We start from the raw sequence: 12,622 nt of genomic DNA, 5'->3' as shown, positions 1-12,622 counted from the left end.
ATCAATACACCTGGACGTTGGACACTTCGCCGTTCTCCGCCACCTTCCACGACTGGATCGCGTTCTGGTGGTAGATCGAGCGCGTGCCGCGCACCGCGCGCAGCTGGTTGATCTTGGGTTGCACGTAGCCGGTGCTGTCGATCGCGCGGCTCTGCAGGATGGCGGGTTGGCCGTCCCACACCCAGTCGATGTTGAAGCGCGTGAGCGCCTTGTCCAGCACCGGGCCTTCCAGGCGCGCGGTGCGCCAGTTGCGCCCACCGTCCACGCTCACGTCCACGCGCTTGATGGACCCGCGGCCCGACCAGGCCAGACCGCTCACGTTGTAGTAGCCCTTGTCGAGCAGCATCTGCCCGCCCGAGGGCGTGGTGATCACGCTCTTGCACTCCTGGATGCCGGTGTACTGGCGGTGCGTGCCGTCGGGCATGAGGTCGATGTAGTGCACCGCCTCGTCCTTGCTGGCCCACTTCTGGTCGCCCACCTCCAGGCGGCGCAGGTACTTCACCCAGCTCACACCCTGGATGCCCGGCACCACCAGGCGCAGCGGGTAGCCGTTCTCGGGACGCAGCATCTCGCCGTTCATGGCCCAGGCGACGATGCAGTCCTCCATCGCGCGCTCCATGTCGATGGTGCGCGTCATCGACGAACCGTCGGCGCCCTCGGCCAACACGAACTTGCCGAGCTTCTTGTCCACGCCGCACATCTCCAGCAGCGTGGACAGGCGCACGCCCGTGAACTCGGAGCAGCTCACCATGCCGTGCGTGTACTGCACCGTGGGCAGGGCCACGTTGCCCCACTCGGGCGCGGAGTTGGCGCCGCATTCGATGAAGTGGATGCGCGAGACACTGGGCAGGCGCATCAGGTCGTCCATGGTGAACACGCGCGAGCGCTTCACCAGGCCGTGCACCATCAGGCGGTGCTGGCTGGGGTCGATGTCCCACCAGCCCTGGTGGTGGCGCTCGAAGTGCAGGCCACTGGGCGTGATCATGCCGAACAGGCCCTGCAGCGGCGTGAAGCTCACCGAGGCCTGCGGCACGCGCGTGAGGCCCGGGCTCTGGCGGCGCTGCAGGTTGGCTTCCCACTTGCTGGGTTGGCCGTACGGGTTCTCGGCCACCGGGCGGCCCAGGCCGCGCGTGTGCTCGGGCATCTTGAGGATGGCGGGGTCGCCCTCGCCTTCGCTCGCCAGCGCGCGCGAAGCGTGGCCCGCGGCCACGGCGCCCGCGCCCATCGCCAGGGCCTTGCCCATGAAGCTGCGGCGCGCCTTGCGCGCCTGCTCGAGGCGCTCGGCGTCGAGGTGGTTTTCGGGGGCGGGCAGCACCCGCCCGATCGTGTGTTGCAGTGGGTCAGACACGGCACGGTCCGTTCAGAAGGAATCTCAGGGGCGCGACTATATCGTTAATTGCTGATATTTGGATGAGCGTAAACCCTTGATGCACTTCCCCACCGGCTGGTCTTCAATGCCAGAGGGCCGCACCGCACCCCAGGCATACCGATATCTGTTTTTCGAGGAAGGCCCGCTGCTACAGTTTTGGGTGCGCTTCCATCCCAACCCGCAATCGGAGACGACGATGCAGAGAACAACAAGATGGCTGGCGGCGGCGACGCTGCTGGCCCTGAGCGCCGGGGCCCACGCCCAGGTCAACCAGGTCCGCGTGTGGGCCGCGGCCTGCGCCAACTGCCACGGCACCGACGGCCGCGCCGAGCCCGGCATGATCGGCCTGGCTGGCCGCAACAAGGACGAACTGCTGCAGCAGTTGCTGGCCTTCAAGAACGGCCAGCGGCCCGCGACCATCATGCACCAGCTGTCCAAGGGCTACAGCGACGAGCAACTGGCCCAGATCGCCGCGTACTTCGCGGCCCAGAAGAAGTGAGGAGCGGCACCATGAAACGTCGTCAATTCGTACAGACATTGGGCGCCGGCTCGGCGGTGGCGGGCCTGGGCCTGCTGGCCGGCTGCGCCACCGGCGGCAGCGGTGGACCGAAGGTGGTGGTGGTGGGCGGCGGCTACGGCGGCGCCACGGCCGCCAAGTACGTGCGTCTGTTCTCCGAGGGCCGCGTGGAAGTGACGCTGGTGGAGCCCAACGCCAACTTCGTGTCCTGCCCGCTGAGCAACCTGGTGGTGGGCGGCCACAAGACCCTGGCCGACATCACCGTCTCTTACGACCAGTTGCAGCGCAAACACGGCGTGAAGGTGGTGCGCGACACGGTCGAGAGCATCGACGCCGACAAGCGCACGGTGAAGCTCGCCAGCGGCGCCACCCTGCCCTACGACCGGCTCATCCTCTCGCCCGGCATCGACTTCATGCCCACCATCCCCGGTCTGGCCAAGCCCGGTGCGCAAGACAGGATCCTGCACGCCTGGAAAGCCGGCCCGCAGACCGCCGCGCTGCACGATCAGCTCAAGGCCCTGCCCGACGGCGGCACCTTCGCCATCGCCATCCCCCTGGCGCCCTACCGCTGCCCGCCCGGCCCGTACGAACGCGCCTGCATGGTGGCCAGCTACTTCAAGGTGGCCAAGCCCAAGAGCAAGGTCATCATCTTCGACGCCAACGACGACATCACCTCCAAGAAGGGCCTGTTCCTCAAGGCCTGGGACGAGCACTACAAGGGCCTCATCGAGTACCGGCCCAAACACAAGCTGGTCGACGTGGACGCGGCCACCAATACCCTGAAGTTCGACTTCAACGACGACTTCAAGGCCGGCGTGGCCAACGTGCTGCCCGACATGCGCGCCGGCGCCATCGCCGTCAAGAGCGGCCTGGCCACGGCCAACGCGCGCTGGTGCGAGGTGGACTTCCTCACATTCGAATCGAAGGCGGCGAAGAACATCCACGTGCTCGGCGACGCCATCCAGATCGCGCCAGCCATGCCCAAGTCGGGCCACATGGCCAACCAGCACGGCAAAACCTGCGCGGCCGCCGTGGTCTCGCTGCTGACGGGCCAGCAGCCGCCGCAGAACCCGCTGTACGCCAACACCTGCTACAGCTTCGTTACCGCCAAGGAGGTGGTGCACGTGGCCAGCGTGCACCGCTACGACGCGGCACAGAAGACCATGCTCACGGTGCCCGGCTCGGGCGGCCTGTCCGGCGCGGCCAGCGAGATGGAAGGCGCCTACGCCTTCGGTTGGGCGCGCAACATCTGGGCCGACATGCTGGCCTGATCGGCTTCGGCGCTTGACTACATCAAACCCCGCTTCGGCGGGGTTTGCCCTTTCTGGCGATGCAGGCTTGACTCCGTACCCGCTACAGGCCTTGCAATGGAGGCAAGGAGAACATTTCGCCATGTCCAAGGCCTGCTGCCCGCCCCCCACCGCCCCCCGTCCGCACAAACACCAACAGCCGCACGACGACGCGGCGCACGACCACGATCACGACGACGGTCACGGCCATGACCATGGCCCCGCCACCGCACGCGACTGGGTGCGCATGGGCCTGGCGCTGCTCATGGCCCTGGTGGCCGAAGGTCTGCACTTCCTGGCGCCCGAGACCTGGCCCTGGAAGGTAGCGGGCATGGGCGTCGCGCTGGCGGCCATCGCGCTCGCCGGCACCGAGGTGTTCCAGCAAGGCCTCGCCGCGCTGCGTCGTGGCCAGCTCAACATCAATGCACTGATGGCGGTTGCCGTCACCGGCGCCTTCCTCATCGGCCAGTGGCCCGAGGCAGCCATGGTGATGGCGCTGTACTCGCTGGCCGAGCTGATCGAGGCGCGTTCGGTCGAGCGCGCGCGCCACGCCATCTCGGGCCTGCTGGCCCTGTCGCCACCGCAGGCCGAGGTGCGCCAGGCCAATGGCCAGTGGGCGCTGGTGGACGCGAAGGCGGTGGCCGTCGGCGCGACCGTGCGCGTGAAGCCCGGCGAACGCTTCGCGCTCGATGGCCGCATCACCGCTGGCCACAGCGCGGCCGACCAGTCGCCCATCACGGGCGAGAGCATCCCCGTGGACAAGGGCCCGGGCGACGAGGTCTTCGCCGGCACCATCAATCAGCATGGCGCGCTGGAGTTCGAGGTGAGCAAGCCCGCGGGCGACACCGTGCTCGCGCGCATCATCCACGCGGTCGAGCAGGCGCAGTCCAAACGCGCGCCCACGCAGCGCTTCGTCGACCGCTTCGCGGCCGTCTACACGCCGGCGGTGTTCGCCTTCGCCCTGGCCGTGGCGCTGCTCGGCCCGCTGCTGTTCGGCTGGCCTTGGCTCACGGCCGTGTACAAGGCATTGGTGCTGCTCGTCATCGCCTGCCCTTGCGCGCTGGTGATCTCCACGCCGGTGACGGTGGTCAGCGGCCTCGCGGCGGCGGCGCGGCGCGGCATCCTCATCAAGGGCGGTGTGTACCTGGAAGACGCACGCCGACTGCGCGTGCTGGCGGTGGACAAGACCGGCACCGTGACCGAAGGCAAGCCGCGGCTGGTGGCGCAGGCGGTGCTGCCGGGCACCCCGGCGCCCGAGCGGGTGCTGGCCATCGCACGCGGCCTGGCGGCGCGCTCGGACCACCCCGTTTCAAAAGCCATCGCCGCCGGCCTCGACACCGCAGCCTCGGCCATCGACGGCTTCGCCGCCGAGCCCGGCCGTGGCGTGCGCGGGCAGGTCGAGGGGCAGGCCTACGCACTGGGCAACCACCGCTGGATGGAAGAGCGCCAGCAGTGCTCGCCCGAGCTGGAAGCACTGATGCGTGAGCACGAGGCCGAGGGCCGCACCGTCACCCTGCTCGCGGGCGATCAGGGCGTGCTCGCGCTGTTCGCGGTGGCCGACACCACCAAGGCCACGAGCCGTCAGGCCGTCGAGGAACTGAACGCGCTGGGCATCACCACCGTCATGCTCACCGGCGACAACCTCGCCACGGCCCAGGCCATCGCGGCCCAGGTCGGCATCGGCGAGGTGCGCGCCAACCTGCTGCCGCAGGACAAGCTCGACGCCATCGAGGCGCTGCGCGCCCAGGGCGACGTGGGCATGGTGGGCGATGGCATCAACGACGGCCCCGCGCTCAGCGCGGCCCGCATCGGCTTCGGCATGGGCGGCGCGGGCAACGACACCGCCATGGAAGCGGCCGACGTGATCGTGATGAACGACGACCTGCGCAAGGTGCCCGAAACCATTCGCCTGTCGCGGTGCACGCACGCGGTGCTGTGGCAGAACATCGCGCTGGCGCTGGGCATCAAGTTGGTCTTCCTGCTGCTGGCGGTGTTCGACAGCGCCACCATGTGGATGGCGGTGTTCGCCGACATGGGCGCGAGTTTGCTGGTGGTGTTCAACGGGCTGCGGTTGTTGCGGGCGAAGACTCAGTAGCCGAAGAAGATGGCGCTGGACCCGTCGACGTGCTTGCCACTCAGCAACAGCTCGCTGCCATCCCTTGTCATGGCCGTGGCCTGACCCAGCCACTGGTTTAGCTGAGCGTCAGGCGCCTTCAATCGCGCCTTGATCACCATCCTCGGCTGGCTGGGGTCGGGGTTCGGGTTGTCGACAAAGTAGTAGCCCGCGCCGGCTTGCGCGGGTGAGGCGGGGAGACTGTTGTCCTCGAGCGCGATGTCGGCCGCGCGCTTGAGGCCATCGTGTCGGCTGCCGTCCTCGCGAACACCGACAAGCAGCCGGGGCCCATTGACGTTCACCAACGAGACGCTGATGCCGAAGCGATCGGCCGCCCGTGGCGCATGGGCCAACAGCACCGAGTATTCGCTCCACAAGGTGTTCTGGCGTTGATAGACGACCACCTGGCCCGCGGCCGAACGGATCGCACTGCCGTCCAGGGGGTCGTAACCCTTGTCGGGGTAGCCCACGGCCAACCAGTCGCCACCGGCGCTCATGGACAGGGCACCGCCGAAGCCCTTGTAGGCGGAAGACGATGCATCCGGATTGGGAGACACCGACGAGGAGCGGTTGGCCGCCGGTGCGAAGCCGGACGCCAGCGAGGCAGGTTTCGTCGCGTCGGACCAGAGCCAGGCCAGGTCATAGATCAACACGCCGCCGGCAAACAAGCCGTTGAACGATGCGCGCGGCGCCCCCACGGCGACGCGCTGCGCGGACTGGTCCGCCGCGATGGCCGCCCCGAAGAAGACGGCGGTCGAGCCCGTTTGCACGGGCGGCTTCACGTAAGCCTTGAAGCTGTAGAGCTCACCACTGGCCGCGTACGCGTACACCGCGCCGCGGTCCTCGGCCGTGTTGTCGTCAAGCGCGTTGGCCTCGGCCGTGCCGTACCGATAAACGTCACCATTCGCACCGCCGTCCTCGTTCGGCGCGCCGACGAGGAGTTGTCCTTCGTTTCCGATGGCGACCGCAGAGCCGAACGCGTCCTTCTCGCCCGCATTGGCCGCCTTGATTCGCGCGACCAGTGTCCATCCGCTGCCGCTGGAATGCCGGTACACCTGCACCGCGCCCGAGCCGTCCACCAAGGGCGTGCCATCGGGCGGATTGGGGTTGACGCCGTCCAGGTCGGAGGGCGCGTCGTCGCCCGGTATTCCCACCGCCAGCCATTGCCCGCTGGGCGACAGCGCCACGCTTGCACCGAAGCGATCGGAGGCGACGCCATTCGTTCGCGCAAGGGACGTGGGCAAGGTCGACCACTGCGCGCTGCCTTCCGCCCGTTCGTAGACCAGAACCATGCCGCGTTCACCGTTGGCGCCGGGCAGGCCCACGGCGAGCACGTGCGTGCTGCCCCGTTTCGCGGTGGTCATCACACGGGCCACATTGTTGTCATCGACATCGGCACTCACCCCGACGATCGATTGGGCCAGGTCGCCGCTCACCGACGCGGTGCCCAACGCCAGGTTGCAGCCACTCACCCCACAAGCGGTGACCCGGTACTTGTGGTTCATCGCCTCCACGAGACTCAGATTGGTGAAGGTGCTCGAAGGAATCGACGATTCGGCGACCTGCGTGAAGCTGTCGGTGCCATCGGTCGCATCGACATCCCGCTCGATGCGGTAACTGGAGGCACCGGAGACTGCCGGCCAGTCGAGCTTCAGACCTCGCTGAGCCACGGATGCGATCGTCAGCGTGATGGAGGGCGTACCCGATCCGTTGCCCGGATCGGTGATCGGCCCCGTGCCCGAACCCGGCGGGGGAGACGCTGGCGGCGAGCCCGAAGGCGGCGGTGCCGAAGGCGGTGGTGGTGAGCCCGAGGGAGGCGGCGACGAAGGCGGGGGCGGCGGCGCAGAACCACCCGGATCGCCCCCTGGGCTAGGGCTCGGACTCGGTGCCGGCGCCGACCCGCTGCCCGATCCATCGCCATCAGCGGGTTCGTCCACCCCGCCACCGCAAGCACTCAGACAAACCACCGCCATCGCGGCCGCGAACCACTGCATCGAACGACGCACCGTCTGCATTCCTTGTTCCTTCAGAAAATCGAATCGAGCCGCGCACAACGGCCATTGCCATCAGTAGCCAAAGAAGATCACCTTCGAGAAGGGCTCATTCGGATCGTCCTGGTATTGCCCACTCAGCAAGAGCTCGTTGCCGTCCTTGGTCATGGCGGTGGACAGGCCCAGCCACTCCTGATGGATGCGATTGGGCGATTTCAGCCGCGCCTTGAGCACCATTGGCTGGCTGGGGTCGGCGTTTGCGACGAAGTAATGGGCCGCACCGGTTTCTGGCGTCGACGAGAAGCTCTCGGGCGCGATATCCGCCGCGCGCATCAGGCCGTTGTGCCCGCTGCTGTCCTCACGAGCACCCACGAGCAGTTGGAGTCCCTTGCCCTCGTTGACCAGGGACACGTTGATGCCGAAGCGATCGTTGGCGCGCGGCGCGGGCGCGGTGGGGGAGGAATGCCAGGCCCAGGCGCCCCCCTGGTGGCGATACAGGGCCACCTGGCCTGCGTTCGAAGGCAGCGAAACGCCGGTCCCGGTGACCAGGCCACCTTTCTCGGCGTAACCAGCCGCCACCCAATCGCCCAAGGCGCTCATGGCCAGCGCGCCGCCCAGCCCCCGGAATGCGGAAGACGAGAGAGGGGGGTCGTCCGTGAGCGGGACGCTGCGTTCACCGCCCGTTCCGACATGCTCCTTGAGCGCCGCTCCAGGAAAAACCTCCGTTGGCGTCGTGAAGTTCCAGCTCAGGTCGTAGAAAACCACGCCGCCAGCCCTCGAGCCGTTATAGGACGCACCGGGTGCGCCGACGGCCAGCCGCTGCCCCAGTGCGTCCAGCGCCAGGGCGGCACCGTAGTACAGCGAACGTCCTCCCCCATCGATGGGCGGCTTCATGTACATCACGCTGGAATAGCCCACGCTGCTTCTTCCATAGCCATACACGGCACCCCGGTCCTGGGCATTGGTCCGGTCATCACCCAACCCTGCCGGGATGAAGGAGTTGATCCAATATCCGCCTGGGGGAAGTGAGCCGTCTTCATTGGGTGCGCCCACGATGAGATGACCGTCGTTGCTGATGGCCACGGCGGCTCCGAACGAATCGCGCGGCCCCGCGTTGATCGCCTTGATCCGTGCGTCCGGCGTCCAGCCGGCACCCGCCACGTAGCGATAGACCTGCACGGCCCCCGAGTCCTTCACATCGAGCGCGGTGGGTAAGGGGTCGGGATTGACCCCGCTGCCGTCGGTCGCGCCGTCATCCCCAGGAATTCCCACCGCCAGATACATCCCGTTGGGCGACAGGGCCACGCTGGCGCCGAAATGGTCTTCCAACTCCAGCGACTCCAGCGAGAGGCCCGGCTGTGCTTCGACCCAGGCCCCGCCAGTGATGGGGCGTTCGTAGATCTTGACCGTGCCCATGCCCAGGTTCGCCCCGGGCAAGCCCACGGCCAGCACATGCCGCGAGTTGTCACGCAGGGCGGTTGCCATCGCGCGTGCCATGTTGCCGCTGGAATCATCCAGTGTGGTAGGGCCGCTGGTGATCGATGCGGCCAGGTCGCCGCTCACCGATTCCGCGTCTATCGCCAATGGAGGACCGGCTGCCCCAATGGCGCGAACCTGATATTTGTGGTTCATGGCTTCGACCAGAGGAAGGTCGGTGAACGTGCGAGACAGGGCCGGGGCCGCCACGAAGTCCACGGTCTGGAAGTTGTCGACCCCATCACTGGCATCGACATCGCGCTCGATTCGATAACCGACAGCACCAGCCACCGCGGTCCATTCGAGTTTCAAACCCCGCTGCGGCGCGGACGCGACCGTGACGGTGAACGGCGTGACCGGTCCGGGACCGGGATCGGGAATCGGTGCGGTGCCCGATCCCGGTGGCGGTGCGGCGGGGGGCGTGCCGACCGGCGGCGGTGCAGGGGGCGACGGTGGCGTACCGGCCGGTGGCGGCGCAGGCGGCGTGCCGCCGGGGTCTGGATTCGGGCCCGGACTGGGACTCGGGCTCTGATCGGCACTGCTCCCCGAGCCACCGGCGTCGCTGGGCGCATCGCCACCGCCACCACCGCAGGCGGTGAGCGACACCACCGCCATCGCGGCCGCGAACCACCGCATCGAACGACGTTCCATCTGCACTCCTTGTTCCCCAGGGACCTGGAGGCGACAAGGTAGCGATGCGACGCACGCTCCGGTATCCGCAGCCTGTCCGAGGCCAAGCCGGCAGGACGGCCGATGGCCCGATGGCCTGTCTTCGGGAATTCGCGAACGCCGATCGCGGCCCGCTTCTGCGCAGGCGCCGCTCAGAGCCCTTGCTGATCGGGCTCGTCGATCCGCAGCGGCGTGGCCTGCGCCAGAGCCAGCCACACGCCCAGCGGCAGTTGCGACACCGCGCGGCGCGGTGCTTCGCGGCGCATCTCCCAACCCGCAGCACCGGCGTCGATCAGCACGCCGCAGTCCTCGGGCACGTCGGTCTCGTCGCCCACCGGCCTGCCCTTGGCGTCGCGCCCCAGCACGTACCACACCGCACCCGCCATGCCCAGGTAGGCCGCGCGCTTATCGGCCTTGCGCAGGTCGGACAGCAGATCCGCGCGGCTCACCTTGATCTCGTGCACCACGGGCTCCAGCCAGTCGGCGCGCGAGCTGCGGCGAATCGAGTACACGTCGGGGCAGGCCATCACCCAGTCATTGGCCAGCGGTTCGCCCTCGCGCGGCAGCGGTGCGCGCAACGCCAGGCCGCACCAGGTAAGGCGGCCCGCACGCGTCTGCTCCAGCGCCACGCGCTGCACCAATGCCCCGTGCGCCGACAGCGCGGCGCGATTGCGCGCGTAGATGCGCGCCAGCAGCACGATGCCCTCGTCGCTCACGCGCAGGTGCTCGCGCCCGGCGCCGTCGAAGCAGCGCTGCAGGCAACCGGCCGCGATCAGCTCGACCTCGATGGCATCGTGGCAGGGCCAGCCCGCCGAGCGGTGCATCTCGCGCAGGCGCTGGTGGTGGCGTCGGGTCAGGGGAAGAGGCAAAGGAGAAGGCTCGCTCACAGCGGGATTTTCGTTCCGTATGATCCCCGCTCCGTGTCCGCCGAACCCGTCTCCGAGCCCCTGCGCGTCGCCGTGCGACGCCTGTGCGACTTCGCCGCGCGCGCGGGCGACCTGGACCACCGCTTCACGCCCGCGCCCAGCGCCTTCGAAGGCATCGCGGGGCACGCCAGCGTGGCCGCGCGCCGCCCCGCGCACTACCAGCGCGAACGCACGCTCTCGGGCCTGTGCGAAGGCCTGCTGCTGCAAGGCCGCGCCGACGGCTACGACCCCCAGGCCCGCCGTCTCGACGAAACCAAGACGCACCGCGGCGACCCGACGCTCATCACGCCCAACCGCCAGGCCCTGCACTGGGCGCAGGCGCAGGTGTACGGCTGGTTGCTGTGCGAAGCCGAGAACCTCGACGCGATCGAACTCGCGCTCATCTACTACGACATCGACAGCGGCCACGAGACGGTGCTCACGCGCCAGGGCACGCGCGACTCGCTGCGGGCTTTCACCCAGGACCTGTGCACGCGCTACCGAGACTGGGCCTGGCAGGAAGCCGAACACCGCCGCGCGCGCGACGCCGCGCTGGCCACCATGCCCTTCCCTTTCGAAGGCTATCGCGCGGGCCAGCGCGAACTCACCGAGGCCGTGTTCCGTTCGCAGCGCGCGGGCCGTCACCTGCTCGCGCAGGCGCCCACCGGCATCGGCAAGACGGTGGCCACGCTGTTCGGCGCGCTGCGCGCCATGCCGGTGCTGGGCAGCGACCAGTTGCTGGTGCTCACGCCCAAGACCACGGGCCGCGCCATCGCGCTCGACGGCCTGCGCCGGCTGAACGCACAGCCGATGCGCGTGCTGGAGCGCCTGGCGCGCGAAAAGGCCTGCGAGCACCCCGACAAGGCCTGCCACGGCGAGTCCTGCCCGCTGGCGCAGGGCTTCTACGACCGCCTGGGCGGCGCGCGCGAAGCCGCCGCGCGTGTCGGTTGGCTGGACCGCGAGGCCCTGCGCGAGATCGCGCTCGCGCACCGCATCTGCCCCTACTACCTGGCGCAGGAGATGCAGCGCTGGGCCGACGTGGTGGTGGGCGACGTGAACCACTGGTTCGACCTGAACGCGCAAGCCTGGTCCCTCGCGCAGGCCGAGGGCTGGCGCGTGCAACTGCTGCTGGACGAGGCCCACAACCTGGCCGAGCGCGCGCGCCGCATGTACAGCGCCGAGCTGGACCCGCAGCGCTTCGGCGCCTGGCGCGCGCAGGCGCCGAAGGCCTTGAAGGCCACCATGGATTCGGTGCACCGCGCCTGGGGCGCGCTGGCGCCACAGGCACCTGAAGCAGCGCCCGACACCCCCGCGCTCGACGACGCCCTGCCCGCCGCCTTCATGGCCACGCTGGGCCGCCACGTCGCCACGCTCACCGACTTCATGGCGCGCCATCCGCAGGCCGCCGTGGGCCTGCAGCCCTGGCTGTTCGAGGCGGTGCACTTTCTGCGTGTGGCCGAGCGTTTCGGCGCGCACTCGGTGGTGGAGCGCTCGCCCGGCCCGCCCGCGCGCCGCGGCAAACCGCGCCCGCGCCTCGCGCTGCGCTGCCTGCTGCCGGCCGAACTGCTCACGCCGCGCTGGGCCGGCGCGCACGCGGCCACGCTGTTCTCGGCCACGCTCGCGCCCATGGCGCACGCGCAGCGCCTGCTGGGCCTGCCTGAGCCGGTGGCGCGCCTCGAGGTGGACTCGCCCTTCGACCCGGCGCAGTGGTCGGTGCGCGTGGCGCGCGGCCTGTCCACGCGCTGGGCCGACCGCGTGCGCACCCTGCCGCGCCTGGTGGACGAGCTCGGCGCGCACTACCGGGCGCACCCGGGCAACCACCTCGCCTTTTTCAGCAGCTTCGACTACCTCACGCAAGCCATGGAGGCGTTCCGCGCCGCGCACCCGGACGTGACCGTGTGGTCGCAGTCGCGCAGCATGGACGAGGCCGCGCGCGAGGCTTTCATCGCGCGCTTCGTGGAGGGCGGCCAGGGCATGGGCTTCGCGGTGCTGGGCGGCGTGTTCGGCGAAGGCATCGACCTGCCCGGATCGCGCCTGGTGGGCGTGAGCATCGCCACCCTGGGCCTGCCACCACCCGACGCGCTGAGCGAGGCCCTGCGCGAACGCTTGCAGCACACCGGCGCACAGGGCTGGGCCGACACCTACCTCTACCCCGGCCTGCACAAGGTGGTGCAGGCCGCCGGCCGCCTGATCCGCACGCCGCAGGACCGGGGCACCCTGCTGCTGCTCGACGAGCGCTTCGCCAGCCCCGAGGTGCGCGCGCTGCTGCCGCCCTGGTGGGGCGTGCGCTGAC

At 69.3% G+C, this 12,622-nt stretch carries 8 protein-coding genes; 4 read left to right on the top strand and 4 right to left on the bottom strand.

Annotated features, from left to right (window positions below; all coding sequences use genetic code 11):
• Position 1: 1 nt before the first annotated feature.
• Complete coding sequence (gene soxC, locus BN948_RS12320) at positions 2-1,348, bottom strand: sulfite dehydrogenase (protein WP_009517947.1); 1,347 nt, start codon at positions 1,346-1,348, stop codon at positions 2-4.
• A gap of 217 nt (positions 1,349-1,565) precedes the next feature.
• Here soxC and BN948_RS12315 point away from each other — a divergent pair, with 217 nt between their 5' ends.
• From BN948_RS12315 to BN948_RS12305, 3 genes are all read left to right on the top strand, one after another.
• Positions 1,566-1,868, top strand: coding sequence for a c-type cytochrome (locus tag BN948_RS12315; RefSeq protein WP_050980651.1), 303 nt, complete (start codon positions 1,566-1,568; stop codon positions 1,866-1,868).
• 11 nt (positions 1,869-1,879) lie between these two features.
• Positions 1,880-3,157, top strand: coding sequence for an NAD(P)/FAD-dependent oxidoreductase (locus tag BN948_RS12310; RefSeq protein WP_009517944.1), 1,278 nt, complete (start codon positions 1,880-1,882; stop codon positions 3,155-3,157).
• 121 nt (positions 3,158-3,278) lie between these two features.
• Entirely contained in the window at positions 3,279-5,270 is a 1,992-nt protein-coding gene (locus tag BN948_RS12305) for a heavy metal translocating P-type ATPase (RefSeq protein ID WP_009517943.1), read from the top strand.
• Here BN948_RS12305 and BN948_RS12300 read toward each other — a convergent pair.
• From BN948_RS12300 to BN948_RS12290, 3 genes are all read right to left on the bottom strand, one after another.
• Positions 5,264-7,303, bottom strand: a complete 2,040-nt coding sequence (locus BN948_RS12300; RefSeq protein WP_138819956.1) for a hypothetical protein — start codon at positions 7,301-7,303, stop codon at positions 5,264-5,266. The genes BN948_RS12305 and BN948_RS12300 overlap by 7 nt on opposite strands.
• 51 nt (positions 7,304-7,354) lie before the next feature.
• Positions 7,355-9,406 carry a PAS/PAC sensor signal transduction histidine kinase gene (locus BN948_RS12295; RefSeq protein ID WP_009517941.1) on the bottom strand — a complete coding sequence of 684 codons (2,052 nt, stop codon included), beginning with the start codon at positions 9,404-9,406 and terminating at the stop codon, positions 7,355-7,357.
• A gap of 170 nt (positions 9,407-9,576) precedes the next feature.
• Complete coding sequence (locus tag BN948_RS12290) at positions 9,577-10,293, bottom strand: hypothetical protein (protein WP_050980650.1); 717 nt, start codon at positions 10,291-10,293, stop codon at positions 9,577-9,579.
• A gap of 51 nt (positions 10,294-10,344) precedes the next feature.
• On the opposite strand from BN948_RS12290, the gene BN948_RS12285 reads away from it, so the two are divergent.
• Positions 10,345-12,621, top strand: coding sequence for an ATP-dependent DNA helicase (locus tag BN948_RS12285; RefSeq protein ID WP_009517939.1), 2,277 nt, complete (start codon positions 10,345-10,347; stop codon positions 12,619-12,621).
• Position 12,622: the final 1 nt, after the last annotated feature.

The organism is Hydrogenophaga intermedia (assembly GCF_000723405.1).
GTDB lineage: Bacteria > Pseudomonadota > Gammaproteobacteria > Burkholderiales > Burkholderiaceae_C > Hydrogenophaga > Hydrogenophaga intermedia.
The sequence above is the reverse complement of the archived record's forward strand: the minus strand, read 5'-3'. Positions and strand labels throughout refer to the sequence as shown.

Excerpts from the sequence above, each read along its gene's own strand:
- BN948_RS12315 (WP_050980651.1), top strand. The coding sequence starts at position 1,566 with ATGCAGAGAACAACAAGATGGCTGGCGGCGGCGACGCTGCTGGCCCTG.
- BN948_RS12295 (WP_009517941.1), bottom strand. The coding sequence starts at position 9,406 with ATGGAACGTCGTTCGATGCGGTGGTTCGCGGCCGCGATGGCGGTGGTG.
- BN948_RS12310 (WP_009517944.1), top strand. The coding sequence starts at position 1,880 with ATGAAACGTCGTCAATTCGTACAGACATTGGGCGCCGGCTCGGCGGTG.
- BN948_RS12300 (WP_138819956.1), bottom strand. The coding sequence starts at position 7,303 with ATGCAGACGGTGCGTCGTTCGATGCAGTGGTTCGCGGCCGCGATGGCG.
- BN948_RS12305 (WP_009517943.1), top strand. The coding sequence starts at position 3,279 with ATGTCCAAGGCCTGCTGCCCGCCCCCCACCGCCCCCCGTCCGCACAAA.